The organism is Paenibacillus sp. J2L1-98, assembly GCF_056269405.1.
The window spans coordinates 45,039-69,974 of record NZ_JBWDNW010000005.1; the positions used below are offsets into that span (position 1 = coordinate 45,039).

Annotated in this window: 30 protein-coding genes; 23 read left to right on the top strand and 7 right to left on the bottom strand. The window is 46.3% G+C overall.

Going from position 1 to position 24,936, the window contains the following annotated elements:
* Window positions 1–32 precede the first annotated feature (32 nt).
* The 5 genes from yycF to AC0YNZ_RS12120 are packed head-to-tail and all read left to right on the top strand — an operon-like array spanning window position 33 to window position 5,714.
* A complete protein-coding gene (gene yycF / locus AC0YNZ_RS12100; protein WP_110769992.1) occupies window positions 33–788 on the top strand; it encodes a response regulator YycF in 756 nt (251 codons plus the stop codon).
* On the top strand, window positions 785–2,632 hold the full coding sequence (gene walK, locus AC0YNZ_RS12105) for a cell wall metabolism sensor histidine kinase WalK (RefSeq protein WP_475826837.1): 1,848 nt from the start codon (window positions 785–787) through the stop codon (window positions 2,630–2,632). Before yycF ends, walK begins: the two co-directional genes overlap by 4 nt.
* Window positions 2,632–4,083 carry a YycH family regulatory protein gene (locus AC0YNZ_RS12110; RefSeq protein ID WP_475826838.1) on the top strand — a complete coding sequence of 484 codons (1,452 nt, stop codon included), beginning with the start codon at window positions 2,632–2,634 and terminating at the stop codon, window positions 4,081–4,083. The genes walK and AC0YNZ_RS12110 overlap by 1 nt, the downstream gene beginning before the upstream one ends.
* A gap of 35 nt (window positions 4,084–4,118) precedes the next feature.
* Entirely contained in the window at window positions 4,119–4,874 is a 756-nt protein-coding gene (gene yycI / locus AC0YNZ_RS12115) for a two-component system regulatory protein YycI (RefSeq protein ID WP_475826839.1), read from the top strand.
* A gap of 33 nt (window positions 4,875–4,907) precedes the next feature.
* Window positions 4,908–5,714, top strand: coding sequence for an MBL fold metallo-hydrolase (locus tag AC0YNZ_RS12120; protein WP_475826840.1), 807 nt, complete (start codon window positions 4,908–4,910; stop codon window positions 5,712–5,714).
* Here AC0YNZ_RS12120 and AC0YNZ_RS12125 read toward each other — a convergent pair.
* Window positions 5,683–5,904: a hypothetical protein gene (locus AC0YNZ_RS12125; protein ID WP_475826841.1), complete on the bottom strand. Its 222-nt coding sequence runs from the start codon at window positions 5,902–5,904 to the stop codon at window positions 5,683–5,685. The two genes, AC0YNZ_RS12120 and AC0YNZ_RS12125, sit on opposite strands and share 32 nt — an antisense overlap.
* Window positions 5,905–6,064: 160 nt before the next feature.
* Here AC0YNZ_RS12125 and AC0YNZ_RS12130 point away from each other — a divergent pair, with 160 nt between their 5' ends.
* From AC0YNZ_RS12130 to AC0YNZ_RS12155, 6 genes are all read left to right on the top strand, one after another.
* Window positions 6,065–7,441, top strand: a complete 1,377-nt coding sequence (locus tag AC0YNZ_RS12130; protein ID WP_475826842.1) for a S1C family serine protease — start codon at window positions 6,065–6,067, stop codon at window positions 7,439–7,441.
* 285 nt (window positions 7,442–7,726) lie between these two features.
* Entirely contained in the window at window positions 7,727–7,894 is a 168-nt protein-coding gene (locus AC0YNZ_RS12135; protein ID WP_063845975.1) for a CxxH/CxxC protein, read from the top strand.
* A gap of 259 nt (window positions 7,895–8,153) precedes the next feature.
* Window positions 8,154–8,633, top strand: a complete 480-nt coding sequence (gene rlmH / locus AC0YNZ_RS12140; protein WP_056628395.1) for a 23S rRNA (pseudouridine(1915)-N(3))-methyltransferase RlmH — start codon at window positions 8,154–8,156, stop codon at window positions 8,631–8,633.
* A 159-nt stretch (window positions 8,634–8,792) separates the two neighbouring features.
* Window positions 8,793–8,966: a hypothetical protein gene (locus tag AC0YNZ_RS12145; RefSeq protein ID WP_475826843.1), complete on the top strand. Its 174-nt coding sequence runs from the start codon at window positions 8,793–8,795 to the stop codon at window positions 8,964–8,966.
* 114 nt (window positions 8,967–9,080) lie between these two features.
* On the top strand, window positions 9,081–9,683 hold the full coding sequence (locus tag AC0YNZ_RS12150; RefSeq protein ID WP_475826844.1) for a class I SAM-dependent methyltransferase: 603 nt from the start codon (window positions 9,081–9,083) through the stop codon (window positions 9,681–9,683).
* A 186-nt stretch (window positions 9,684–9,869) separates the two neighbouring features.
* Window positions 9,870–10,334: a phage tail protein gene (locus AC0YNZ_RS12155; protein ID WP_475826845.1), complete on the top strand. Its 465-nt coding sequence runs from the start codon at window positions 9,870–9,872 to the stop codon at window positions 10,332–10,334.
* A gap of 202 nt (window positions 10,335–10,536) precedes the next feature.
* Here AC0YNZ_RS12155 and AC0YNZ_RS12160 read toward each other — a convergent pair whose 3' ends face one another.
* On the bottom strand, window positions 10,537–11,088 hold the full coding sequence (locus AC0YNZ_RS12160) for a helix-turn-helix domain-containing protein (protein WP_475826846.1): 552 nt from the start codon (window positions 11,086–11,088) through the stop codon (window positions 10,537–10,539).
* Window positions 11,089–11,237: 149 nt separating this feature from the next.
* On the opposite strand from AC0YNZ_RS12160, the gene AC0YNZ_RS12165 reads away from it, so the two are divergent.
* From AC0YNZ_RS12165 to AC0YNZ_RS12210, 10 genes are all read left to right on the top strand, one after another.
* Window positions 11,238–11,642, top strand: coding sequence for a DoxX family protein (locus tag AC0YNZ_RS12165; RefSeq protein WP_475826847.1), 405 nt, complete (start codon window positions 11,238–11,240; stop codon window positions 11,640–11,642).
* Window positions 11,643–11,662: 20 nt separating this feature from the next.
* A complete protein-coding gene (locus AC0YNZ_RS12170) occupies window positions 11,663–12,322 on the top strand; it encodes an alpha/beta hydrolase (RefSeq protein WP_475826848.1) in 660 nt (219 codons plus the stop codon).
* 8 nt (window positions 12,323–12,330) lie between these two features.
* Window positions 12,331–13,101 carry a DODA-type extradiol aromatic ring-opening family dioxygenase gene (locus AC0YNZ_RS12175; RefSeq protein WP_475826849.1) on the top strand — a complete coding sequence of 257 codons (771 nt, stop codon included), beginning with the start codon at window positions 12,331–12,333 and terminating at the stop codon, window positions 13,099–13,101.
* Window positions 13,098–14,492: a hypothetical protein gene (locus AC0YNZ_RS12180; RefSeq protein ID WP_475826850.1), complete on the top strand. Its 1,395-nt coding sequence runs from the start codon at window positions 13,098–13,100 to the stop codon at window positions 14,490–14,492. The genes AC0YNZ_RS12175 and AC0YNZ_RS12180 overlap by 4 nt, the downstream gene beginning before the upstream one ends.
* Before the next feature lie 151 nt (window positions 14,493–14,643).
* Window positions 14,644–14,931 carry an alpha/beta-type small acid-soluble spore protein gene (locus AC0YNZ_RS12185; RefSeq protein ID WP_475826851.1) on the top strand — a complete coding sequence of 96 codons (288 nt, stop codon included), beginning with the start codon at window positions 14,644–14,646 and terminating at the stop codon, window positions 14,929–14,931.
* 206 nt (window positions 14,932–15,137) lie between these two features.
* Complete coding sequence (locus AC0YNZ_RS12190) at window positions 15,138–15,953, top strand: DUF6492 family protein (RefSeq protein WP_475826852.1); 816 nt, start codon at window positions 15,138–15,140, stop codon at window positions 15,951–15,953.
* 2 nt (window positions 15,954–15,955) lie between these two features.
* Window positions 15,956–17,074 carry a glycosyltransferase gene (locus tag AC0YNZ_RS12195; RefSeq protein ID WP_475826853.1) on the top strand — a complete coding sequence of 373 codons (1,119 nt, stop codon included), beginning with the start codon at window positions 15,956–15,958 and terminating at the stop codon, window positions 17,072–17,074.
* Between the two features lie 49 nt (window positions 17,075–17,123).
* Entirely contained in the window at window positions 17,124–18,494 is a 1,371-nt protein-coding gene (locus AC0YNZ_RS12200) for a sugar phosphate nucleotidyltransferase (protein WP_475827096.1), read from the top strand.
* 206 nt (window positions 18,495–18,700) lie between these two features.
* The gene (locus AC0YNZ_RS12205; protein WP_475826854.1) at window positions 18,701–19,603 is read left to right on the top strand and encodes an aldo/keto reductase; all 903 of its coding nucleotides are present in this window, start codon (window positions 18,701–18,703) and stop codon (window positions 19,601–19,603) included.
* A gap of 133 nt (window positions 19,604–19,736) precedes the next feature.
* On the top strand, window positions 19,737–20,198 hold the full coding sequence (locus AC0YNZ_RS12210; RefSeq protein ID WP_475826855.1) for an SRPBCC family protein: 462 nt from the start codon (window positions 19,737–19,739) through the stop codon (window positions 20,196–20,198).
* Window positions 20,199–20,285: 87 nt separating this feature from the next.
* On the opposite strand, the gene AC0YNZ_RS12215 is transcribed toward AC0YNZ_RS12210, so the two are convergent.
* The 5 genes from AC0YNZ_RS12215 to AC0YNZ_RS12235 all read right to left on the bottom strand — a co-directional run bounded on the left by AC0YNZ_RS12215 (window position 20,286) and on the right by AC0YNZ_RS12235 (window position 23,105).
* The gene (locus AC0YNZ_RS12215) at window positions 20,286–20,570 is read right to left on the bottom strand and encodes a hypothetical protein (RefSeq protein ID WP_475826856.1); all 285 of its coding nucleotides are present in this window, start codon (window positions 20,568–20,570) and stop codon (window positions 20,286–20,288) included.
* Between the two features lie 54 nt (window positions 20,571–20,624).
* Window positions 20,625–20,906, bottom strand: a complete 282-nt coding sequence (locus tag AC0YNZ_RS12220; protein ID WP_475826857.1) for a hypothetical protein — start codon at window positions 20,904–20,906, stop codon at window positions 20,625–20,627.
* A gap of 425 nt (window positions 20,907–21,331) precedes the next feature.
* Window positions 21,332–22,249: an aldo/keto reductase gene (locus AC0YNZ_RS12225; RefSeq protein ID WP_475826858.1), complete on the bottom strand. Its 918-nt coding sequence runs from the start codon at window positions 22,247–22,249 to the stop codon at window positions 21,332–21,334.
* A gap of 183 nt (window positions 22,250–22,432) precedes the next feature.
* A complete protein-coding gene (locus tag AC0YNZ_RS12230) occupies window positions 22,433–22,588 on the bottom strand; it encodes a GyrI-like domain-containing protein (protein ID WP_475826859.1) in 156 nt (51 codons plus the stop codon).
* Window positions 22,527–23,105, bottom strand: coding sequence for a helix-turn-helix domain-containing protein (locus AC0YNZ_RS12235; protein ID WP_475826860.1), 579 nt, complete (start codon window positions 23,103–23,105; stop codon window positions 22,527–22,529). The genes AC0YNZ_RS12230 and AC0YNZ_RS12235 overlap by 62 nt, the downstream gene beginning before the upstream one ends.
* A 247-nt stretch (window positions 23,106–23,352) precedes the next feature.
* Here AC0YNZ_RS12235 and AC0YNZ_RS12240 point away from each other — a divergent pair, with 247 nt between their 5' ends.
* Window positions 23,353–23,793, top strand: coding sequence for a DUF6526 family protein (locus AC0YNZ_RS12240; RefSeq protein ID WP_475826861.1), 441 nt, complete (start codon window positions 23,353–23,355; stop codon window positions 23,791–23,793).
* Window positions 23,794–24,001: 208 nt separating this feature from the next.
* Window positions 24,002–24,859 carry a class II fructose-bisphosphate aldolase gene (locus AC0YNZ_RS12245; protein ID WP_475826862.1) on the top strand — a complete coding sequence of 286 codons (858 nt, stop codon included), beginning with the start codon at window positions 24,002–24,004 and terminating at the stop codon, window positions 24,857–24,859.
* Window positions 24,860–24,936: the final 77 nt, after the last annotated feature.

The window sequence follows — 24,936 nt, forward strand, 5'->3', positions numbered from 1 at the left end:
TTACAAAGGACAAGCGACGGGCGGGTGTAACGATGCACGGAAAAATATTAGTGGTCGATGACGAACAGCCGATAGCGGATATTATAAAGTTTAACTTGGAGAAGGAAGGGCATCAGGTTATTTGCGCCTTCGACGGCGGCGAAGCGGTACGGCTGGCTTTCGAGGAGCAGCCGGATCTCATTTTGCTGGACTTGATGCTGCCCGTAAAAGATGGTATGGACGTTTGCCGCGAGGTGCGAACAAGGCTGCAGATGCCGATCATCATGCTTACGGCCAAGGATACCGAAATCGATAAAGTGCTTGGGCTGGAGCTTGGCGCCGATGATTATGTGACGAAGCCGTTCAGCACGCGGGAGCTGCTGGCACGGGTGAAGGCGCATTTGCGGAGGCAGCAGAAGCCCGCAGAAGCTAGCGGCGGCGACAATGCCGGTGCTATAGACGGACCGGCCGAGCAGGAGCAGCAGGGCTTAAAGCTGTTCAACCTATTTATTGATACGGATATGTACGTGGTATACAAGGATGGCGAGCCGCTTGATCTGACGCACCGCGAATATGAGCTCGTCTATTATATGGCACGCAATAGCGGCAAGGTAATGACGCGCGAGCATTTGCTGCAGGCGGTTTGGGGATTCGAATATTTCGGCGATGTGCGGACGGTCGATGTGACGATTCGCAGGCTGCGTGAGAAGATCGAGGATGATCCAAGCCGTCCCGAGTACATTATGACCCGGCGGGGACTCGGCTACATGATGCGCAACTCTAAATCCGGGGGCTTAGGCCTAGGATGAAGGGCAAAAGCTTCTTTCGTACGATCCAGGTCAAGCTGGTCATTATTTATTTGCTGCTCATATTGGTGGCGATGCAGTTAATCGGCGTTTATTTTATAAGCACCGTCAAGAACTCGTTAATCGATAGCTTCACGAACAATTTGAAGGAGCAAGCCGATATTTTGTCCAAGTTTGCCGCTCCCAGCTTGGCAGCTAAACCCGATCCCGAAGGGGATTCCGCGGAGAGCACGACGGAGGATCTTAGTCTGGTCGTTCGCAACCTGTTCAGTATTAGCGGCGCCGAGGTACAGGTGCTGGATTCGAACGGCAAGGTGGTAGCGACCTCCGTTCAGGGCAATCAGTCATATATCGGGAAGAAGAACAAATCGCTTGCGGTAAGCAGGGCGCTTCAGAACATTACCGATAATGAACAAGAAATTATAGATGAAGACAATACGCGCAAAAAAATGATTGCACAGCCGGTGACGATTAACGACAACAAGGTTGTCGGGGTTGTGTATGTCGTAGCGTCTATGAACGAGCTGTACGAGACGGTGAACCGGGTCAATCAGATCTTTTTCTCCGGTACGTTAATTGCGCTGGGTCTTACCGGTGTGCTAGGCATATTGCTCGCTCATACGATCACAAACCCGATACAGGGACTGACGAAGCAGGCAGAGGCGGTTGCGCAAGGAAAGTTTGATCTTCAGGTGCCGGTGCTTGGCGATGATGAGATTGGCAGCTTGAGCATGGCTTTCAACGATATGACGATCCGGCTCAAGGAAGCGTTATCGGTTAATGAGGAAGAGAATGAGAAGCTCGCTTCGATTCTCTCTAATATGAGCGACGGCGTAGTTGCGGCAGACGAGAACGGAAAGGTAATCGTATGGAACAGAAGGGCGCTTGAGCTGCTTGACGTACGCACTTGCGAAGGCTTTGTCTTGTCCGAGCTATTCGATTTATCGGAGCAGCGTTTGGACGAGCTGCAGCAAGGACGCGGGCAGACGCTGCTTATTGAGCGCAATTTCGACGAGAATGAGATCAGCGATAGCAACGAAGGCCTCTTGCGGGCAACCTTTACGCCGATTCATCGCCGCGATAAGGGGATTACCGGCACGATTGCGGTGCTGCAGGATGTAACGGAGCAGGAGAAGCTGGAGCAATCGCGGCGTCAGTTCGTCGCGAATGTTTCGCATGAGCTGCGGACGCCGCTTACGACAATTAAGAGCTATGCCGAAGCGCTCAATGACGGCGCGCTCGAGGAACGGGAGCTGTCGGAGCGGTTCGTTGGCGTCATACGCAATGAAACCGAGCGGATGATTAGGCTCGTCACCGATCTGCTGCATTTGTCGCGTCTGGATTCGAATCAAGCGCCGCTGCGGCGGCGGCAGACCAACGTGCACGATATGCTGGACGAAGTGGCCGACCGGTTTTCGTTCCAGCTTAGACAGAAGTCGATCAAGGCTTCGGTACGGGTTGAGCACGGGCTTCAATCGGCTTGGCTCGACCGCGATCAAATAGATCAAGTGCTTGATAATTTATTTTCTAATGCAATCAAATATACGCTCGACGGCGGTAAGATTGAATTAACGGCGAGGAAGCCGGCGGATTCGGCATTGCTGGCGATCAGCGTAAAGGATACCGGTATCGGTATTCCGAAGAAGGATCTTAATCGTATTTTTGACCGCTTCTATCGGGTGGATAAGGCCCGCTCGCGCAATATGGGGGGCACGGGACTTGGACTTTCGATTGCCCGGGAAATTGTTAAGGCGCATGGCGGCACGATTTCGCTGCATTCGGAGCTCAATGAGGGAACGACTGTTACATTCACTCTCCCGTTGCTGGAAGAGGGGGTTGAGCTGTGATGAAGGAAAAAATAAAAACGACAGCGCTTATCGTGCTTGTGGTGCTCAGCCTTCTGCAAAGCTATTTGCTTGCCTACAGCATGCCTGGCCTTGGCGCAACGGTAAGAAGCGATCAGGACTATGTCAATGCAGAGCCGATGGGGCCGGCGACAAGCGTGGAGAGCGTTATTTTTCCGGAGGAGCTCATCATTCATATGGGCGGCAACAAGCATACCGTTATTTATCCGGGTACGCAGTTCTATGAAATGATACTGAATCAGCGCATTCAGGGCAGAGAGTTTAAAGGTTTCCAGCGGAGCCCGGCAGGTGTGCTGAATTGGAAGGAGATCCGGGAGAACGACATCGGGATCGAGCTTCGGTTCGAGAACGGCATTCCGGTGGAGCTGCTGCAAAAGCTGCTTAAGCTGGAAGGCGATCTGCTGTTTCTGAATGAGACGATTGACCGGATTTGGATATTTAAAACGTCGGGAACGGAGGAAATCCGAACCTTCTTCTTTAGTGCGGACGGTCAAATGGTGTATGAGTCGGTTCGCGCGGATTTAACGGTTCGCGACGTGCAGGATTATGTAGATTTCGGCCAATTCCAGCCTGTATATACGATGACGGATGACGGTCTGTATGTTCCGGCTGCACCGCTTCAATCGACGGAAATGTTGTACTCTTATGAGACCTATTCGCCTGATTTGATGCAGCGTAGCTTGTTCTTCGATCCGAGCACGACAAGGGCATTTGAGGATCGGAGCGGCTCGCAAATTTTTACCGATGGCAAGCGGGGACTGCAGGTGGAGCAAAACGGCAAGTGGATCAGCTATACCGATCCGAGCGCGCCGCAGATTACGGAAAACCTGCTTAGCGATAACGTGTACGCCTCGGTGGACTTTGTGAATCAGCATGGCGGCTGGGACGGTGTGCATCGGTTTGTGAACGACTTGCCGGGAGGCGAGGGCAAGTATTTAAGGTTTAAACAATACCTGGGGCAGTATCCCGTTATTGAGACACCGCCGTTCAGGTACGGGTATATGAAGCTGACGCTGCAGCAAGGTGTCGTAACCGAATATTCAAGATCGCTTATTACGCTTGGTCAAAAGTCGGAATCACGTCGCGTAAGGTGGTTGACCGGCGGCGAGGCGCTGCAGAAAAGCCTCGAAAATTATGTAAGACGCAGCGAGGTGAAGGCTTTGTTCCCAGCGCTGCAAGCAGCGCCGGTGGATGATAAGCAGCTGCGCTTCACTCCGGTATGGGCTGTCCGTCTGAAGGACGGCACGGAAGAAATGCTGGCAGGGGCTTATCCTAGCGGATACGAGCCGCCCGAGCAGCAGACGAATGCTGCGGAGCAAGGAGCGGTTGACGGCAATGAGAAGAAGCCGGATGCAACAGCGGCAGTCGGAGCGGGGGAAGCCAGCTTGTCTGCTGGCGGCACGAATCAGCTGCGTACAGGCAATGGCCGGTAATATGCGATAGTATAGACGGTTGGAGGTGAAGGCGAGTGGATTGGGGAAGGGCGAAAAACGTACTTATTGTTTCGTTTTTGCTGCTTAATATTTTGCTGGGGTATCAGCTATGGCTGGATATTAGGGAGCAGTTGAACATTAACGTGAATACGGCAGAGCTGCCGCAGGATAAGCTGCAGCTTATGCAGCAGAAGCGTATTTCGTTAGAAGCCAATCTGCCGCTTGAAACGCCGGAGTTAGGGGACTTAACGTATTTGCTTCACTCCGACAGCCGTAAAAATGCGGAGCCGGTGACGCTCGATAAACCGGTGGACAGTACAATCATTTATTCAAAAGCGCAATTAGTAAAGACACTCGGGAGCCGAATTCCCGAGCTTGATCAATATGAATTCGATCTGCTGAACAGCAGCGTGGACAAGTTCGTCCTGCACCGTGTGGTAGAAGGTCGTCCCATGTTCGATGTGAAGCTGACGCTGTATATTAGCAATCAAAAAATAACTTCCTTTCTGCAGGACCGGGTAGAGCTGCTCGGTTCGGGCGAAGCGAAGCAGGTGCTGCCGGCTGCGAAAGTAGTGGCGAGCTTGATTGAGACCTATTTGCCGGATGGAGCCGTCATCTCCGATATTCAGCTTGGCTACAAAGGTCAGATTTTCGATTCGGAGAAGCAGGTGTCGGCGCCGTCATGGCGGGTCATGCTGGAAAATGGCCAACTGTTTTATGTGCATGCGATAAGCGGCGAGGTTGCAACGGATGAAGAGCAAGGGGAAGCGGCAGCGAACGGTTTACGTTAACGGGAGCGGGAGAAGGGACAGGAAAGAACTATTATGGGACTGCGATTTACAGTATTGGGAAGCGGCTCGACCGGCAATGCGACGATTGTGCAGGGAAACGAGAAAACGGTAATTGTCGACGCTGGAATGAGTGCAAAGAAGCTGGACGAGCTCATGCGCGAGCGGGGAGTGTCGGGACATGAATTGGACGCGCTGTTCGTCACGCATGAGCATTCCGATCATATTAAAGGTTTGGGCGCTTTCGCCCGCAAATATGATTTGCCTATTTATGCGAATGAGGCAACATGGGCCGCAATGGAAAGACATGTCGGCACGATTGCAGCAGAGAAGCGAGTGTTTATGGAAACAGGTGAAGAGGTCGCTTTCGGGTCAATGGTCGTACAATCGTACCCGATCTCGCACGATGCGGCGGAGCCGGTAGGCTACTGCTTCGTAGAGAATGGCGAGAAGCTGAGTCTGGCTACAGATCTTGGGTATGTAAGCGAGAAGGTCAAGCGTCAGATCATCGATTCGGATGTGCTCGTGCTGGAAGCCAATCACGATACCGAGATGCTGCGCATGGGTCGATATCCGTGGAATACGAAGCGACGTATTCTGAGCGATGTCGGCCATTTATCGAATGTGGCAGCGGGCGAAGCGTTGATTGAGCTTATGACAGACCGAACGAAACGTGTCTATTTGGCTCATTTGAGCCTTGATCATAATCTTATGGATCTAGCGATGCTGACCGTAAACAATATATTAGAGGATCACGGGATATTTTATAAGAAAGAGGAACATCCGCTGCGTGCAACGTACCACGATAAGCCTACGCCATGGGATGAAGTGAAGCGGAAATAAGCGATTCCATCTGGGCATCGAGTTCATCGGCTTTGGCGCTTAGCTCTTCTCTCGTTATTATGCCTTTGTCTATTAATATTTCTAGCATGGCGCTTAAGGTAAGAACGGTACGGTAGTGGTCATCCTTCAAATCTGCCAGCTTAGCGGCAAGCTGTACATGCTCCCAAGCGGCGGGCGTTTTGGCTTTCATAGCAGCATCTCTCCTTTGGCGGGACGGCACATGAAATTAAATGTTCATATTTCGTGTGCGCATCATCCGAATCTATTATTATTTTAGTCATTTCTTCCGAAAACATTCCTAGATTGAAAAAATAGTCTTGATGTCCATGGCATCGAGAGGAGCGACCGTAATGAGCCTATTCGACGACGATTTTTATTCGACCAAAGTATCCAAGCGCGCTGCTCGCGAGAGTAGAAAAGAAAAATATGCTTTTCCAAATCGAAGCGGCGGACGAAAGTGGTCCAGCGTCCGCATCGCATTCGTATCCTCTATTACGAGCGCGGTTGCCGCAACGCTGTTGTTTGGCGTTGTTTTTGGCGTAGGCAGCGGCGTAGGGGGCGGAGGAGGAGGAGCCATTGCGACGGCAGGCGGAGTTCAGGCGGTTGACCCGCTCGAGCGTCCTATACAAGCTTCCGCGAAAGTGAGGCCGGCTGTCGTAAGCGTCATTAATCAGCAGATGTTTTCACCAGGCATCGGCGGCGGCAGCGAAGAAGCGCTGCCGGAGGATGCGGAAGAAAAGGGGACGCTGCGTGAAGCCGGCGTCGGATCAGGCGTCATTATTAGCAAGAAGGACGGCAAAGCCATTATTGTCACGAATTTTCATGTGATCGATCAGGCGCAAGCGGTGAAGGTCGTTCTGATGAACGGCGAGACGCGCGACGCCAGCATAGTCGGTAAGGATCAAATTACAGATCTTGCCGTGCTGGAGATCGATGCCAAGGGTATTGATGTCGTCGCGGAAATTGGCGATTCGTCAATGCTTCGCCCTGCTGAATATATTATTGCGATCGGCAATCCGTTAGGGCTTGGGGAATCCGTTACAACGGGAAGCGTGAGCAAAACAAAACAAATCGTGCCGGTATCGCTGAATCAGGATGGCGTATACGATTGGGAGCAAGAGGTTATTCAGATCGATGCATCGATTAACCAAGGCAACAGCGGCGGGCCGTTAATTGATTTGAACGGACGCGTCGTTGGCATTAACAGCATGAAAATAGCCGATCTCGGCGTTGAAGGGATTGGCTTTGCGATTCCGATCAACCTGGCCATGCCGATCGTGGAGAGCCTGATCAAGCTTGGTCATGTGCCGCGTCCTTATCTCGGCGTATATACAATGGACTTGGAGCAGTATTGGGAGCAGCAGGGCTCTGAGGACGCGAATGGCAGTGCTGGCGAAGGCGGAGCACTGCCGGATGCAGAAGGCAATGCTTCCGGTGATGACGCTGAGGCCGGCGTTCTTGAAGGCGGTGAGCCGCTTAAGCTGCCGGACGAGATTTATGACGGCGTAATCGTGCTTGAAGCGGCCGGTCCCGCTAAGGATGCGGGTCTGCTGTTCAACGATGTGATCGTCAAGCTGGATCGCCAGTCAATCGGCAGCACAATGGAGCTGCGTAAATACTTATACAGCCAGAAGAAGATCGGCGACGAGATTGAAATTAGCTATTACCGGGACGGGAAATTGAAGGTTACGCATTTCAAGCTTGGCGAGAAGGAAGACGAGGAATAGTTGGCAGGAGACGCGATGTCGAAGTGGGGAACCATTTTGGCGCCGCGTCTTTTTTGTTGGATTTTAGGGATGAGAGAAGTACGCAGAGTAAAGTGCGAATAGATGAGTGCGGAGTCATGCGGAATTTGTCGGCTTCACATAGAGAGGCGTTTTCTGATATGCTGTGTATAGATAAATTGGACAGACTGGTAAGACGAATATAGGACGTAAGACAAGAGAGTAACGCAGCGAAGCAGAAAAGACGAATTAGAATACAATCAACTAGGGATAGGAAGCGTGCAGGCGATGTATTGTGTGTGTAAAGAGCATATGGAGACGGCATTGGACCGATTTGTGGATGAGTATGAAGATGCACCGGATGTAGTGGATTTGAAGGAGACGCAATTTGCCGATTGGGATCCACCGCGCAAATGCGATTTTTGTGATGAGCCTGCTACTTTTTTGGTGGTTTAGAGCTGATTGAAAGACCGGATATTTTGTTGGTCATGTACTGTGAAACGAAAGAACGAAGGTATTACCCGGTCATGTACTGTGAAACGAAAGAACGAAGGTATTACCCGGTCATGTACAGTGAGACAAAAGAATGAAGAAATTATCCGGTCATGTACAATGAGACGAAAGAATGAAGATTTAGAGGGATGTCGGGCGTTCATGTCCGAAGCGCGGATCGGACTGAAGGAAATATCCGAGACTATAAAGGGACGTGTAAGGCATGCATATACAGATAGCGGCCGTTGGCAAGCTGAAGGAAAAGTATTTGGTGATGGGCATAGCGGAATATGCCAAGCGGTTAGGGCCTTACGTGAAGCTTACGCTCACGGAAGTGCCCGATGAGAAGGCGCCGGAGACGATGAGTCCGGCGGAGGAAGCGATTGTGCGCGAGCGAGAGGGCGAGAGGCTTCTGGCGCAGCTGAAGCCTGATGCGCACGTTGTCGCGCTCGCGCTGGAAGGCGAGCTCTGGTCAAGCGAGGATCTCGCGGGCCAGCTCGATAAATTAGCCACGTATGGGCGCAGCCACGTGGCTTTTGTTATTGGCGGGAGCACGGGTCTTGCTCCCGCGGTGCTTAAGCGCGCCCAGCAGAAGCTGAGCTTTGGGCGCATGACCTTGCCGCACCAGCTGATGCGTCTGGTGCTGGTCGAGCAGATTTATCGGGCTGTGAAGATAAATCGCGGTGAACCGTATCATAAGTAACGGCAAGTTTTTTCGGAAAAACGCACAGCGGGCTTGGAAAGGGGCTTTGCCGCGCATGGGTCGGGGCAGGCCACATTGGGAGGCGAAGCCTTCTCAAACGGGCTCCTGCGAGCTATTTGGGGTCACAGAAAGATGCGGTATCTGGAGGGGGACTTTTGCTTGCGGAAAGCAAAAGTCCCCCTCCGCCGTTTTGGCGGAAGGGGTCAGTTCAAAAAAATGCTTTTGAATGGTTGGGTCGAACTTAAGCTCGATGTCAGCGCCATTGCACTGATTATGACCTTTGCAGACAGCCGGCTTGGGGTAAAGAACAAAGATGCGAGCGCGACTTCATGAAGCATACGGGCCTATGCGGCATTAAGCAGTGGCCCCGTATTCAGTTAAAGAAGACGTTAGTTGAATAAAGCGAGATCAAAGACTTTTTATTTAAGTCAGATTGGAGAGGTGATAATGGGAAATACGGATAAGTTTGAAATGATAGCCAATATATATGACACTTCTGAAAGAATTCAAATTGCAAAGGTGTCATCTGATGCCATTCGTGAATATTTAGTTGACGCTAATCGTAAGGATGCTATTGATTTTGGGTGTGGAACTGGTCTTGTCGGAATGAACTTGTTAAACGATTTTAATTCTATGCTTTTTCTGGATACTTCTCAAAACATGATTAATCAAATAAAGCAAAAAATTTCTGATTTTAATATTCAAAATGCAGATACATTATGCTTTGATTTTGAAAAGGAAGATCTATCGGATTTACATGCTGACTATATTTTTATGGCTCAGGTTCTACTCCATATTCATGATGTTGAATTAGTTTTATCAAGATTATTTGATGTTCTAAATGAAGGAGGGCATTTACTAATCGTAGATTTTGATAAAAATGAAAAAGTAGTTTCAGATATAGTTCATAACGGATTTAATCAAGTAAAGCTAACTGACATTATGACTAAAATAGGGTACAGGAATATTCAATCCAAAACTTTTTATAATGGAAGTAAAATATTCATGGGACATGATGCGTCTATGTTTATTCTTGATTCTCAAAAATAAACTTTTAGGTGTAAATTATCCCATTAGTCGATTTGAGACTATTGAGATAGCGAGATCATTGCGGTTCGTACGGTTTCAATTCCTCGAAACGAAGGGTTTTGATGCAGCAACGTCGAATAGTTGTCGAGTATTTAAAGCGTTTATGTTAATACCGGTTAGGGAAAATGAGAGAAAAGAGGGATGGAAATGTCCTATATCGTTGATTTTAATCATGTGTCTACGGTTGGTTTAGAGTCTTCACCTGTTGTAGAAGCGCTTGCCGGTTTGCGTGCGAATGAAGCCCGTTACTTTATGAACAAATACAAGCATGAATTTACGGTTATACCAGCTAACGAAAGTCAGGAAACCCTTGATTATGTGAACCGAATTTTGAAAGAAGAACGTAATATTGAGTTTGCGGCCAAACCTTTAGAAACGTCGCGTTTTCAAGTGGAAAATATCAAATTTGCCTACGTCTTTTATGAGGATGGTCTTGAGGTTAATGTCATGTATACGGTTGATGACCCTAAGAAGCGGGCCGTTGGATTTAAGCTTTCTGAGGGGATGGAGGTACCAAAGGAGCTAGAAGAGAAGTTTAAGTTTGCTAGGCAGAAGTCTAAGCTAGCTGGAACAATTCGAGGCTCGTTTTTTGTGATTAAAAAAGAATATTAAAGTAAGCAAAAGCGCAAGTAGAGGAATTTTGGTTGATCTATTATGCGGTTGTGGGACGACTGTGAGAAAGGCTGTTCGAATGAAGCGAATTGGCACACGGATATAAGGGGGCTCCTTAATATGTGTGCTTTACGTTATATATAGCAAAATTTTCAGCAGGATCCACAACCGCATCAGGTTGTGGATTTTTGCTTTTTCACATTTATAGGAAATCCTTTGCATGATCGCTTTCTGTGTAGATGGATATGAGAACAATTGCAGTTTCCTCGCTTATATTTCTCACTAAATGGGGCGTGCAGGCATTCCAACTGAAAGAGTCGCCTTCTCCAAACTCAGCCTTATCTTCCCCCTGCTCAGCGGAAATTCTCCCTTTCATAACAAAATGAACTTCTTCGCCCTCATGCGCATGCGGAACTTCGCCTGTCGCAGCACCGGGAGGAAACTCGACGATCATCATCCTTACGTTCTTTGTAGAGCTTAGGTGCTCTACTTTTAAATTTTCAACCCCGCTTTTCGTGACCCTTCGTTCTTCTTTGCGGACAATGTTCATGCGTTCCTCTTGTTGCAGCAGCAAATAAGCCAAAGGTACTTTCAAAGTCTTAGCGATACTTTCTAACGTAGCGATAGACGGCGAGGTTTTATTGGTTTCGACCTGGCTCATGAAGCCTTGGGATAAGCCGGTTTCTTCGCATATTTGAGCGATAGTAATATTTCTACGTTTGCGGATTGTCCGTATGGTGGAGCCGATATTCATCCGATTTTCACCCCACAAGAATATTTGTAATACAAAATATAAATTAATAATAACAATATTTTTGTTGACACGCTACATCGATTCGTCTTATATTAGTCATACAAAATAAACATTATTATTACTTATAATAAAAAAGGAGAGGAAAGAGAATGACGAAAGTATCAGTGGTATCGGCTATAATGCGAGTGGTGTTGGGAATATTATTTTTAGCCCACGGAATCAGTAAATGGCAGATGGGACTAGGAAATGTTGAGGCTTGGTTCAACTCCATAGGTGTTCCCGGGGTATTGGCTTATGTTGTGGCGGTTCTCGAGCTTGTTGGAGGCATTTTGCTAATTGTGGGCCTCTTTACCCGTTATGTATCGGTTTTATTTGCTATCATGCTTATTGGCGCGATTTTTTCGGTGAAGCTTCCCGCCGGATTGCTTGGAACCAGCCAAATGGCTGGTTATGAGTTGGATCTGAGCCTTATTGTAGTAGCGATTTATTTGATTGTTTCTGACCATTCGCCAATATCAGTCGATTACGCATTATTTAGAAAACGCAGCGCATAACGAAGTGGAGGAGTGTTCCTATGAACCCGACTTATCATTATGACATTCAACTACCATCCCAAATGGACCCGGACAAGAAATACCCGACAATCTTCACGCTTCATGGAAAAGGGTCCAACGAGAAAAATATGTTTGGTCTGGTGGCGCCTGTGTCCGATGATTTTATTATTGTCGGTATTCGCGGTAATCTTATACTAGGTGCCGGGTTTCAATATTATGAGTTGAAAAGCCTGGGCAATCCCATACGGGGAATGTTCGACCAAGCGGTTCAGCAACTGGAAGCTTTTATTCATTATGCGACGGAAAAGTACCCGATTGATACGACCAAACGCTATTTGCTCGGTTTCAGCCAGGGTGCGATCTTATCCATGACACTGGCGCTTACGATGGGGGATCAGTTGAAGGGAATCGTTGCTTTAAACGGGTATGTGCCTGATTTCGTAAAAACAGAGTATGCTCTGAAGAGCATACAAGATGTATCGGTATTTGTTTCCCATGGGGAATTCGACTCTGTTTTCCCGATTCGGATTGGTCACGAAACAGCGGCTTATTTTGAAAACCAAACGTCCCGCTTGACTTTCAAGACTTATCCCACCGACCATGGCGTCTCCGAGGAGAATCAACGGGATTTCGTAAATTGGCTTAAAAAAGATGCCGGTGTGCATTCATATAAGGAGTGAACGCGTATATGATACCTTCTTATTTTTTCGCACACGGCGCACCCTCGATTGTCTTAGAACATAATGAATACACAACTTTTATGAAAAATTTCGCGGCGCGTACACCCAAGCCTAAAGCGATCGTGCTTTTTTCGGCACATTGGGAACAATCGATGCAGACTATCAGCGCGGCCGATACGTACAGCACGATTTACGATTTCTCAGGCTTCCAGGATGAGCTTTACCGGATGACCTATCCGGCTAAAGGTGAGCGTTCGCTTAGCGAACAAATTCATTCGTTGTTTGCGAAGCATGGCATACAGAGCGTGTTAGACGAAGAAAGAGGGCTGGACCACGGCGCTTGGGCTGTTCTCAAACTGATCTACCCCGATGCAGATGTTCCGGTGATTGCTCTATCCGTAAACCGTTATCTAGCCAATGAGCAGCAATATCAAATAGGCAAAGCTTTGACCGAGCTCAGGGAACAGGATGTCCTTATTATTGGCAGCGGCGGGACCGTTCATAATTTACGGAGGTTAAAGTGGCAGGGGGAAGGGATCGACGAATGGGCAGAATCGTTCGATAACTGGCTGCAAAATAAGTTAGAAAATTGGGATGTCAATGCGCTCTTTAACTACAGGGAATTAGCTCCTTATGCTGAGGAGGCTGTACCGACTAACGAACACTTTATTCCTTTGATGCTTGCGATGGGGGCTGGAGACAAGAACCGTCAAGCGAAACTGCTTCACCGGAGTTATCAATTCGGCAACTTAAGCTTGAGCTGCTGGCAATTTAGTTGATGATAAAAATGGCGCCCGCAGTAAAATCAACTGTAGAACGGACGATCATATTCTCGTTAGCTGCCGTATATATCGCGCAGCAACTTACGCATTGGGAACCGCTTTCTCTTATGTTGGGCAGCTTGGTTTTTATTGCGATAGCCCTATTGCTGCCCCGGCTAAAAGGGATGACGTTATGGCTTACCGTTTCCTTTATGGCCGTGGGAGTACTGCTCCTGCTTCTTCAGAGGGCGGAAGCAAGATTCTGGTTTGAAGCAGCCGGTATCAATGTGACCCTGGTCACCCTGTTTGTTTTCGCTCCTTTGTTCGGGATCCCGGTTCGAATTCCGGAATATATCGAAGCTTTGAATCGGTTTTATGAAACGAAAGTACGCAGCAGGTCCGTTCTATTTGCCGGAACACAGCTTTTGACCCAAATCATGGGTGTATTCCTCAATGTAGGATCCATACCGGTTGTTTATCATGTTGTTTTTGTTAAACCGCATCCGGGCATGTCCCGGCTGCTTGCCAATGCGCTGAACCGCGGATTTGCGGGGGCGATTTTTTGGTCTCCCTATTTTGCCGCCATGGCGGTCGTGGTCTCATCGCTTTCGGTAAACTGGTCGACACTTCTTCCCTACTTGCTCGGTTTGTCGCTGATCAGTCTCCTTGTCAGTCTAGCCGTCGATTATAAAGGGCTGCGATATGCAGGAATCGCTCTCTTAAAAACGGAAGAGGAGGGTGTCGACCAAGCGGAGCCAGCCGCAAACAAGGGTAAATCTGTGTTCCCGGCAGGGCTCGGCGTTTATTTAACAGCTGCCATTGTCGTCATTTTGGTATTGGAGCAATTAGTCGAGCTGCCGATGGTCCTGATCACCTGTTTGGCAGCAGTCCTATTCCCGTTGATCTGGTGTTTGGCGAAAGGGGCATTTGCGACATACCGCCAAGGGCTCGCGAATCATGTCACGGTTACATTGCCAGCCCTGAAAAAGGAGATTACGCTATTTCTGGCAGCGGGTTTTTTCAGCGGCTCAATCGGCACAACAGGGTTCGGGGCGTCCGTCCCCGTTTTACTAGAGCTGATCCCAATTCCGATCTCCTTATCCTTTTCCATTTTTACGGTGGCGCTTATAATGGTTACGTCTATGGTGGGGCTTCACCCAATTGTCCTTGTTACCATTCTTGCAACCGGCATCGATCCGGCAGTTGTTCACATCAGTCCGAACTATTTCGCTGTGCTGCTGCTTGGAAGCTGGAGTTTATCCAATACCGTATCGCCGGCCTCTGCTGTCAATAATTTGCTGGCGGGATTATTTAAGAAGCCGGTATATGAGTTTGCATTACCGAATTATAAATTCGCCGCCTGTATGGGAGTCATGCTTCTCCTCTATTTAGTGGCCGTACGGATTTAGATTCAAGACCGCAGGTTTTTGCAATGAAACAAAGGCATCCTTTGATAAGGGTGCCTTTGTTTCGTCTTTAGTGTGATTCGCGTCGAGACGGAAGAGGATGAAAATTTGAACTTCCGGGCATGTTAGGGAAAAGACATCGAGGGAGTGCATTATGATGGCAAGAAGAAGGCGGAGATATGCGGTGCCGGGAGTGGAACAGGGGATGCAGGCTTTCAAAGCAGATGTAATGAAGCGCGAAGGATATGCCGTTGATCCGAATCGGCCGGATGACGTAAAATACGAAGTGGCTAAGGAGCTTGGTGTACCTCTGCAGCCAGGTGACAATGGCAATCTGACTACGGAAGCGGCGGGCCATATCGGCGGAAAAATTGGCGGCTCCATGGTTAGGGAAATGATCCGTCTCGCCCAAGAGCAAATAGCGAACAGGGAGCAGCCATAAAGACTTCTATAATAGTATTAAGGAAGGATCCCTTGGCAAAGCATAAGATAATTGAATGAAAGACCGGAATGAAGGGCGCACTTATACAAGGGCGTCCTTTTTTGTCGCACTTTATAATTGCTCTAAGTTCCTTACACTATTGTCCATTGCTTTTGCTCAACGTCAGCATATCATGATCAGGTAACTTGTTGAATGGAGATGAAGATATGTCAGTTCCCATCGAGAGTAGAATAAGCAGCATGGAAAAAATAGATGTTTTGATCCCTGCAATCACAAAGGATTTAAAGACACTGCCCTATGTGATTGATGCCGTTAGAAAACAGGTGAAGCATCCCATTGGCAGCATCCTGATTGTGGCTCCGAAGGATAATAAGATACAGAAACTGTGCAGACAAAAAGGATGCAGATTTGTCAATGAAAACACGGTTCTTCCCATTACGAAGAAGAACATTCACTATCGTTCAAAGAAATGGGAACGGTCAGGGTGGCTATTCCAGCAATTGTTGAAAATGAGCGGTGATACCTTATGTACCTCGAAATATTTTTTAGTTATTGACGCCGACACGGTGTTAATTCAACCGCATGTTTTTAGAACAGGTAATAAGACATTATTTTATTGCAGAAAATGGAGCCAGCCTGAATATTTTAAAACTTATAGGAAGCTATTAGGAGAAAAAGCTGCCGCGCCCTCGTCCTTTGTTACTCACTATATGCTGTTTGAGAGGTCGAAGCTGCAGCAATTGAAAAAGACAATTGCATCCAAACATCACACGAGCTGGTATTCGGCGATAATAAGGAAGATGGACAAATCGAAGCAATTTGCTTTCTCCGAATTTGAAACCTATGGAAACTTCCTCTATTCTAACAATCCAAGCGGATTAGTTCTCAAGAGAGCGCTAAACAAGAGCACAAATCAGAACATTGCGCAAATGACACAAACACAATTCAAGACGCAATCACGACAATACCGATCGTTATCTTTTCATATGCGTAAAGATTATGCAAGAAAGGCCAAGGTGTAACAATGACACCAAATCAAATCGTATGGAGAGGGCCTGTGGGCAGAGCTTCCGGTCTTGGAATCGCGAGCAGAGAATATGCTCGAGCGTTAAAATCGCAAGGGGTTCATGTCAAAGTTGAAGCTGCGAGGACACGGGCATCCCTAAATTCAAAAAGACCAAGGGTCTTAATTTATCATTACTCCCCTGATACGATTAACATAAAGAAGGAAAGAAAGCATTTTAACATTATTATCATGAATACCGTCTGGGAGACGACACGAATCCCTAATCGATGGCGTGCTCCTCTCAATCGAGCCGATGCTGTATGCGTCCCGTCGTATCAAAACAAGCAGGCCATGAGAGACAGTGGAGTGAAGGTTCCTATTTTTATTGTTCCTCATGGAGTCCATGCCCGAACCTTTACTCCAAACAATAAGAAACTGCCCATAAAAAATGCAGATGGCAAGTTTATTTTTATTTCTGTATTCGGCTTTCAGCATCGCAAAAACCCCGAAGCTTTATTAAAGGCTTATTGGGAAGAGTTCTCTTCCTCAGACAAAGTGCTTCTGATCATCAAAACGAACGGATATGCAAAATTTGAAAACGAAAAATGGATAAACAGCCAAATCCAAAACTACAAGAAAAGACTCGGAATTCGTAAGAAAACGGCACCGGTCATCATTATGGCAAAGCATCTGAGTCCCACGAAGTTGAGAGGAATTTATACCCGCGGTCATGCATTCGTTCTTCCTACCAGGGGGGAAGGAGTCGGCTTTCCGTTCTTAGAAGCAATGGCCAGCGGCATTCCCGTAATCGCAACCGGTTGGGGCGGACACATGGATTTCTTAACAAGAGAAAATTCATTCTTAATTAACTATAAATTACGAGCCCCTGTCACCAGTATGAATCGAAACTCCTCGATATCACGTCAATTTCGCTATTTGTTTGCGGAAAAAGGACAGCTTTGGGCAGAAGCGGATATTGGAAATTTAAAGAGACAGATGAGAACAGCGTATGAAAACCCTCTTCTATGCAAGAAGAAAGGGGAGCGGGGAAGACGCAATGCGCTTAACCTGTCCTGGAACCGTGCGGGCCGTACACTAAAAAACGTGATAGAAAAGGTAATTCGGACTAAAAGATAATCTGTTCGGTTGCTCCATTCTTTAGAAGGGGGAAATGTAATTGCGAATTGTGCTATTGAGCGGCGGTTCCGGAAAAAGACTGTGGCCGTTATCGAACGAGATCCGGTCGAAAATATTTTTAAAGCTCCTGCCGTCGGAAGATGGCGGCAAGGAATCCATGATTCAGAGGGTATGCAGACAATTGGATGAAGCAGGATTGCTTCCATTCACCTCGATTGTTGCACATAAAAGCCAAGCGGAAATTGTACGAAATCATGTGGGGGATAAAATTCCATTTATTGCTGAACCTCATAGAAGAGGAACCTATACAGCAGTTGCTTTAGCTTCAAGTTATTTGCATACCAAGCTGCTGGCGGCTCCGGATGAAACGGTATGCGTGATTCCAGCCGATCTCTTCGTTGAGCCCGAGTTTTTCAATTTGCTTCGTAAATTTCCCGGCGTCCTTGCTCAATCGGGTTCGGAGCTGGCCCTTCTTGGAACGGCTCCCAAGCATGCCTCCAGCCAATTTGGCTATATTGTGACGCAGTTTTCAAGTGAAACTTTATCGAAGGACTATTTTTCGGTTACTCAATTCGTTGAAAAGCCTGATGTAGAGAAAGCACTCCACCTGATGGGGGAAAATGCGATGTGGAACTGCGGTGTGTTCGCTTTCCCGTTATCTTTCATGCTTTCTAGTTTGAAAAGTAAAGGTCTGCCCGCAGCATACGATGATTTAATTGGCTGCTACGAGCATCTTCCAGAAGCTAGCTTTGATGTAGAGGTTGTGGAGAAAACGAGGCCTTCGGTTGTCATTCCATACGACAAAGGTTGGAAGGATCTAGGCGACTGGAGTGTGCTTCCGGACTTTTTTGAAACTAGCGTCATCGGTCTAGGAGAGATTTCAAGCGATTCCATTCATACGCATTTAGTCAACGAGCTTGTAATTCCAATTCACGTTATTGGTGTTTCAAATCTTATCGTAGCTGCTAGCGCAGATGGTATTCTTGTTGCTAATAAAGACAAATCCAATCAAATTAAAAAGATACGAAACCACCGTCAAGATCCCATGCATGGGGAAAAAAGATGGGGAACTTATCGGATATTCGATTATTCGAAGGCGGAAATACAACCGGAAACCTTAACGAAGAAAGTAGAATTGTTGCAGGGGAAAAATACAAGCTATCATTTTCATCAGAAGAGAAAAGAAATCTGGATCATCATTTCCGGGACCGGAGAGTTCATTATGGAAGCAGTGAATGTTCAGATTCAAACCGGTGACGTTCTGCAAATTCCTGCTGGAGCCAAGCATGCCGTCAAGGCGATTACGCCGATCGAATATATTGAAGTCCAGATAGGGACCGACCTGCTTGAAGAAGACATCGTACGTCTAGCCATGTCCTGGGAGGAAATAAGCAAGCTCTGCAACGGGGATCAGAGTTAAAGATTCCATTAATTAGCATATAATCATAAAAATATTGAAGCATCGAGAACACCCCGCCGTCCTCGATGCTTTCTTTTGTGAATGAACCTCGACAACCTGAAAATTTTTAAATAATAGTCTAAAAAACATTGAAAGTAATCGTTTTTGCGAGGATGTACAATGAAAAGGGTGTAGTTGTTGCATACTCAATAAGGCGGGTGACAGTGATGAAAATTCAGTTAAACGAGCAGCTTTCTATTTCCAAATTGGCCATCGGATGCATGAGGATGAATGATTGGAATTTGAGCGTTAAGCAATCGGTAGAGTTTATCGAATGGTGCATTGAGCGGGGAATTACAACCTTTGACCATGCGGATATTTACGGAGGCGATCATCGAAACGAAGCGCTTTTTGGTGAAGCTTTGAAAATGGAACCGTCCCTGCGGGAGAGAATACAAATCGTCACGAAATGCGCAATTAGTGTCCCTAACGCCAAAAATCCCCATATTAAAACCCGGTTTTTCAACACGGATAAACCATATATTTTGGAACAGGTTAACGACTCCTTGGACAAGCTTCATTGCGGTTACGTTGATATCCTGTTGATTCATATGTTTGACCTTCTTATCGATCCGGGTGAGCTTCATGCAGCTCTCCAGCAGCTTAAAAATGAGGGAAAAGTCAACTATTTTGGCCTATCCAACCATAGTCCTCTTGAATATGACACCCTGCAAAAATATACGGACATCAAATTTGTTACGCATCAATTTATGCTGAATCCGCTGGGCATCCAAAATTATCAAAATGGCACAATGACCCATTGCCTGAAAGAAGACATCTCGCCGATGATTTGGTCGCCTCTAGCGGGAGGAAGGCTTTTCAAAGCTGCCAATCCGGTTGACGAAAAAATGAAAAACGTACTGGAAAACATTCGGAAGGAGCTTCAACTGGAATATCTCGATGAAGTCGTATACAAATGGATCTTCAAGCATTCATCAAACCCGGCGATCGTACTTGGCACCGGAAACAAGGAGCGGATTGAGCGGGCAATAAAATCGGTAGACGGCCCGCAGTTGACCAGAGAACAATGGTATAAAATCCTTATCGAAGCAGGTTATACGTTGTGGTAATAAAATGCACGATTGCATCTATAAAATTAGAGCATCAACCTTTCGGGTTGGTGCTTTTTTACTAGTTTAGCTTACAATTTTTCATCCATACTGTAGAATAAACTAACGGGAATTTAAAAAGGGGGTAAAAATATTGAAGCAATGGTCAAGCGAAATTGAGATAAACGTACCAATCGAACAAGTATGGTCTTATCTGGATGGTTCGTTAGAACAACTGCAGAAGATTATGCCTCAAGTGGTGGAGAATAAGCCTGTCACCATTACAAAAGAAATTGTCGGCAGTATACACCGTCAAAAGTATAAAGAAGGCAAGCGCATCGAGGAATATGATGTTCATACGCTGGAATACACAAATAACGTGAACGATAAGAAATTGAAGATCGGCTTCACGCTGGCAAACTGCTTTGAGATCACAGCTTTATATGAATTGCATCGGGTAAATGATCAAAAAACAAAGCTAAAATACACCGCAACCAATAAAGCGTTGAAGTGGTTTGTGAAGCTGTTTATGATATTCGCAAATGAAAAGATCGTTGTTAAGTTTTTACAAAATGTAAAGAAAGTCGCTGAATCAGAGGCTAAAACCGGCTTGTGAAAGCAGGAAGCTCATACTATGGAAGGGCCGCCCGAATGAGGGCACCCTTCCATATCGCCCTGAAGATGCTATGCTGAATATGGCTTCTCAAGCGGAGCTCTCGAATAACCTTCTATTGTTCTCGCACCAAATCTGCCATTCGATATGCTTGTTATTTTGCGGATCTTTGTGTATAGGGACGGATGCCTGCAGCTTAGTGTAAGGCTGCTTCTGTCTGTCCGGCAAGCCGACAGCCGCTCGTTTCCCGATTATATGCGCTGATCCAAACGAGTAGATTAATACGAGAAATGCTGTAAACACATCAGACAGTTTCATATTGGCCCGTTTGCTTCCCCTCAAAACACTCCAGAAAAAGAAGAAAATCGTTTTCATTTCTTTCATTCCTCCCAATTTCAAATTAAAGCTGTTTAACCCGATAGGACAATGTTAAGCGGATTTCTGGAATAGCATTCTATTATTCTCGCACCAAATCTGCCATTCGGTACGCGGGTTGTGGTGCGGGCTTTTCTGTATGGGGATGGACGGCTGCGGCGTCTCGCTATTCTTTTGCTTATCCGGTAAGACGGATATCGATTGCTTCTGAATCAAGTAAGCTTCAAACGAATAAACGATGCCGAGACATGCAGGTTTACTATTAACGGTCTGTTTTGCAGTATCCACTTTGACTGTGATCATAAGATTCCAGATGAAGAGTAAAATAGTTTTCATTCTTCTATTCCCCCCACTTAGAATTAAGAGTTAACTAGATTATAGCAAGCTTGCCATACAACTTCTGTCGAGTTATAAACCAAGTGCAAAAAAATATTTAGACAAAAAATGTTGTCCGAATGTCGGCTCTGGAGCAGGTCCGATTCCTTTCAAAAGAAGACAGATTTTATGAGGAAAAAGCTTGATAGTATTGACTTTCCAATGTTTCACGAATGATAAATAATGACGCGCTGGACGCCAATAGCTTGGAATGGTTTGAAGCATTTAGAACAAAAATCGAGATCTTGATGTAGTAACGTGTTGTAGCATTATGTTGGAAAAAGAGTGTTAGAATTCCCGATGGCCGTTCAACGCAAAAAAGCAACCTCAGTCCATACAGACTTGAGGTCGCTTTGTTTCTCGTTATTTCTTATGATCTCCCAGGCTTACGGAAGGACATTGCCTGCCGCACGATAGATCGCATACCATTCTTCGCGCGTCAGATGAACATGAGTTGCCTTACAGCAATCTTTTAAGCGGTCGATATTCATCGTACCGATGACCGGCTGCATGTGTGCGGGATGGCGCAGAAGCCATGCGATGGCGATCGTCGTGTTGCTGACTTCATATTTGCTTGCGATTTCATCGATTTGTTGATTCAATTCCGGGAACTTGTCGTTTCCGAGGAATACGCCCTCAAAGAATCCGTATTGGAAAGGCGACCAAGGCTGAATAGTGATATCGTTCAGTCTGCAATAATCAAGCACGCTGCCGTCGCGGTTTACAGCGGCCTCATTTTCCATATTCACATTAAATCCATTCGAGATCATGTTAGCGTTAGTGATGCTTAATTGCAGTTGGTTTGCAACGATCGGCTGCTTCACCGATTTCTTCAGCAGCTGGATCTGCATTGGAGTCTGATTGGAGACGCCGAAATGCCGTACTTTTCCTGAGCTTTCAAGATAATCGAATGCTTCCGCTACCTCTTCCGGTTCTACCAATGTATCCGGACGGTGCAGCAGCAGGATGTCCAAATAGTCGGTTCTCAGCCGCTTCAGGATGCCGTCTACCGACTCTAAAATATGTTCTTTGGAAAAGTCGAACATTCCCTTCCGAATGCCGCACTTGGATTGCAGGATGATCTTTTCACGAATATTGTCATTCATATGGATGGCATCTGCGAAAATTTCCTCACAGGCTCCAGCGCCGTATATATCCGCATGGTCGAAGAAATTTGCGCCTTCATCTAGTGCGGATTGAACAAATTTCTCAGCTTCGGCTTTGTCCAGCGAATTAATGCGCATACAGCCGACGGAAATGACTGGCACCTCTAAGGTGCTGCTTCCTAGTTTCATTGTCTTCATGATAAAAGTCCTCCTTAGGGAATGATTATTCTGGCTTGACGGTTTTGTCGAATATAGGGGATGACTCGAGTTTAACGGACAATCAGCTCAAAAAAAGTATAGCTGAATATACAGCCGAGCGTAAGTGCTGAAATTTTATATAGTAAGTAAAAGCAGTGTTACTAAGAATTACGATGGCCTATCTTATTCGTTAATCGGAATATATATTTTCATTGCGATCCCGCTTGGCGATGAGTTCATGACGTCGGTTACTTCAAAATCCGGGCCTTCTCTTCGCTCATAGTTTGAATGGGGCAGCCAAGTACCGTAGATGTACTGCCTTGTATCCTGCCCATGCACATGCTTGAAGAGAATTCTTGATAATAGCCCGGAATTGCCTGTAGCATTCGTCATCATTAAGGGTCGTTTTATATTCATAGCCGGCAATTTGAATGGAGTCCAAATAAACGATATCAGGTTTATTCATTCGCATATCCCCTTCACTACTTGTTCGGTAATCCAGAAAGTTTATCTTATTTTGGAGAGTAAGATCACAGCTTGTTTTCCGATAGGTTGTTGGCGCTATTCGAAAACAGTCGACAAATGCCCGGGTAAACGCCTCATGAGAACTGTACTGGGATGCGATTGCGATTTGCAAAATGGAGAGATCTGAATTCCGGATGAGAACGGCTGCTTCAGAAAGTCTTCTTCTTCTCACGTAATCTTGAACGGTAAATCCTGAAATCAGTCGAAATAGCCTTTGAAAATGAAAGGGAGAAAAATAAGCTTTTCTTGCGATATCTGTGATGGATAGTTGGTCGTTGAGATGATCTTCAATAAAATCAATGGCGGATTGAATCCGGGAATAATAGTCCATAATCATATCCTTTGCGCAAGGGATTGTTGCTATTAATTGTATCTGATTTGAACCTGATTCATTTGATTTATTGTGCTTTTTTGATAGGTAACCGGTATAAATTTTTCATGTCGGGATCGGTGCCTTCGGGAGGAGGGAATGAAGCATGATCCGGCTTATATTCACATTTCTTTTTTGCACTACCAACTTTTGAGGAGAGTTGCTAAACTAAGAGAGGTATCGATTAACCATAAAATGGAGGGAAGAAATGAGCCATCCCGAACAAAGCTATAACAATCATCGAAGGTTGCATCCTCTTTTTCACTTTTTGCTTACCCTTTTGACAGCAGGTTTATTTATTTCTGCAATAGTAGAGCTGGTAAGATCGTTGATAGCGGGCAATCAGGTTTTTCCTGCCGTCCTTTTTCTGCTTATTTCTATTATGTTTATCGTTATTTTTCTATTAGTGCGTTCTTATCCTTTAAAAGCGCAGGATCGGGCGATACGAGCCGAAGAAAATCTCCGGCACTATGTTTTGACGCAAAAGCTGCTGGACCCGAGGCTCAGCACTAAGCAAATTGTAGCTTTGCGGTTTGCCTCCGATAACGAATTTCCTTCCCTCTGCAAAAAAGCAGCAGAAGAGCAGCTGTCACCCGATGCGATTAAAAAGTCAATCCAGAATTGGAGAGTCGACAACTACAGAATCTAGGGAACATCAGCCCCTCTATAGGTAGTCTTATAACGAAATTTGTGATAACATGTAGACTGACGAGTAGAACGTGAACGAGGAAAAAAACCTATTCCGTTCGTGCCAGTACAACTGCAGCTTATGAATGCTATTTTTAAACTGCAGCTGAATTGGGTATGATTGAAAGGTCGAGTCATTAAATTGTAATTATTTTGAAGGAGGATTTAACATGGCATTGGTTTCAATGAAAGAAATGTTGAACAAAGCACTACAAGAAGGTTACGCTGTCGGTCAATACAACATTAACAACCTGGAGTGGACACAAGCAATCCTGGCTGCTGCTCAAGAAGAGCAATCACCAGTTATTCTTGGCGTTTCCGAAGGCGCTGCACGTTACATCGGAGGCTTTACGGTTGTAACTTCCATCGTAAAATCCCTTATTGAAGAAATGAAAATCACGGTTCCGGTTGCTATTCACCTAGACCACGGTTCCAGCTTTGAAAAATGTAAAGCAGCGATCGATGCTGGATTTACTTCCGTTATGATCGATGCATCCCACTCTCCTTTCGAAGAAAACGTAAAAACGACTCAAGAAGTTGTTGCATACGCGCATGAGCGCGGCGTTTCCGTTGAAGCTGAGCTCGGAACAGTTGGCGGACAAGAGGATGACGTTGTTGCTGACGGCGTTATCTATGCAGATCCTAAAGAGTGTAAAGAGCTTGTTGAACGTACAGGAATCGACTGCCTTGCTCCTGCGCTAGGCTCTGTACACGGTCCTTACAAAGGCGAACCAAACCTTGGTTTCAAAGAAATGGAAGAAATTTGCCAAACAATCAAGCTTCCATTGGTATTGCACGGTGGTACAGGCATCCCAACTGCCGATATCAAGAAATCGATCTCGCTGGGAACTGCAAAAATCAACGTAAACACAGAAAACCAAATTGCTTTCACAAAAGTTGCTCGTGAAATCTTGACTTCTGATTCCGAAGTTTACGATCCGCGTAAATTTTTGGCGCCAGGCCGTGAAGCGATTAAACAAACGGTTCAAGGCAAAATGCGTGAGTTCGGTTCTTCGAACAAAGCTTAATAAATATAACGCGAAAATGGTTGGACAGGCTGCAAATTGCAGCTGGTCCAACCATTTTTTTTGATTACCTATTGTTG

Excerpts from the sequence above, each read along its gene's own strand:
- yycF (WP_110769992.1), top strand. The coding sequence starts at position 33 with ATGCACGGAAAAATATTAGTGGTCGATGACGAACAGCCGATAGCGGAT.
- walK (WP_475826837.1), top strand. The coding sequence starts at position 785 with ATGAAGGGCAAAAGCTTCTTTCGTACGATCCAGGTCAAGCTGGTCATT.
- AC0YNZ_RS12110 (WP_475826838.1), top strand. The coding sequence starts at position 2,632 with ATGAAGGAAAAAATAAAAACGACAGCGCTTATCGTGCTTGTGGTGCTC.
- AC0YNZ_RS12120 (WP_475826840.1), top strand. The coding sequence starts at position 4,908 with ATGGGACTGCGATTTACAGTATTGGGAAGCGGCTCGACCGGCAATGCG.
- AC0YNZ_RS12125 (WP_475826841.1), bottom strand. The coding sequence starts at position 5,904 with ATGAAAGCCAAAACGCCCGCCGCTTGGGAGCATGTACAGCTTGCCGCT.
- AC0YNZ_RS12130 (WP_475826842.1), top strand. The coding sequence starts at position 6,065 with ATGAGCCTATTCGACGACGATTTTTATTCGACCAAAGTATCCAAGCGC.
- AC0YNZ_RS12135 (WP_063845975.1), top strand. The coding sequence starts at position 7,727 with ATGTATTGTGTGTGTAAAGAGCATATGGAGACGGCATTGGACCGATTT.
- rlmH (WP_056628395.1), top strand. The coding sequence starts at position 8,154 with ATGCATATACAGATAGCGGCCGTTGGCAAGCTGAAGGAAAAGTATTTG.
- AC0YNZ_RS12150 (WP_475826844.1), top strand. The coding sequence starts at position 9,081 with ATGGGAAATACGGATAAGTTTGAAATGATAGCCAATATATATGACACT.
- AC0YNZ_RS12155 (WP_475826845.1), top strand. The coding sequence starts at position 9,870 with ATGTCCTATATCGTTGATTTTAATCATGTGTCTACGGTTGGTTTAGAG.
- AC0YNZ_RS12160 (WP_475826846.1), bottom strand. The coding sequence starts at position 11,088 with ATGAATATCGGCTCCACCATACGGACAATCCGCAAACGTAGAAATATT.
- AC0YNZ_RS12165 (WP_475826847.1), top strand. The coding sequence starts at position 11,238 with ATGACGAAAGTATCAGTGGTATCGGCTATAATGCGAGTGGTGTTGGGA.
- AC0YNZ_RS12170 (WP_475826848.1), top strand. The coding sequence starts at position 11,663 with ATGAACCCGACTTATCATTATGACATTCAACTACCATCCCAAATGGAC.
- AC0YNZ_RS12175 (WP_475826849.1), top strand. The coding sequence starts at position 12,331 with ATGATACCTTCTTATTTTTTCGCACACGGCGCACCCTCGATTGTCTTA.
- AC0YNZ_RS12185 (WP_475826851.1), top strand. The coding sequence starts at position 14,644 with ATGATGGCAAGAAGAAGGCGGAGATATGCGGTGCCGGGAGTGGAACAG.
- AC0YNZ_RS12190 (WP_475826852.1), top strand. The coding sequence starts at position 15,138 with ATGTCAGTTCCCATCGAGAGTAGAATAAGCAGCATGGAAAAAATAGAT.
- AC0YNZ_RS12195 (WP_475826853.1), top strand. The coding sequence starts at position 15,956 with ATGACACCAAATCAAATCGTATGGAGAGGGCCTGTGGGCAGAGCTTCC.
- AC0YNZ_RS12205 (WP_475826854.1), top strand. The coding sequence starts at position 18,701 with ATGAAAATTCAGTTAAACGAGCAGCTTTCTATTTCCAAATTGGCCATC.
- AC0YNZ_RS12215 (WP_475826856.1), bottom strand. The coding sequence starts at position 20,570 with ATGAAAACGATTTTCTTCTTTTTCTGGAGTGTTTTGAGGGGAAGCAAA.
- AC0YNZ_RS12220 (WP_475826857.1), bottom strand. The coding sequence starts at position 20,906 with ATGAAAACTATTTTACTCTTCATCTGGAATCTTATGATCACAGTCAAA.
- AC0YNZ_RS12225 (WP_475826858.1), bottom strand. The coding sequence starts at position 22,249 with ATGAAGACAATGAAACTAGGAAGCAGCACCTTAGAGGTGCCAGTCATT.
- AC0YNZ_RS12235 (WP_475826860.1), bottom strand. The coding sequence starts at position 23,105 with ATGGACTATTATTCCCGGATTCAATCCGCCATTGATTTTATTGAAGAT.
- AC0YNZ_RS12240 (WP_475826861.1), top strand. The coding sequence starts at position 23,353 with ATGAGCCATCCCGAACAAAGCTATAACAATCATCGAAGGTTGCATCCT.
- AC0YNZ_RS12245 (WP_475826862.1), top strand. The coding sequence starts at position 24,002 with ATGGCATTGGTTTCAATGAAAGAAATGTTGAACAAAGCACTACAAGAA.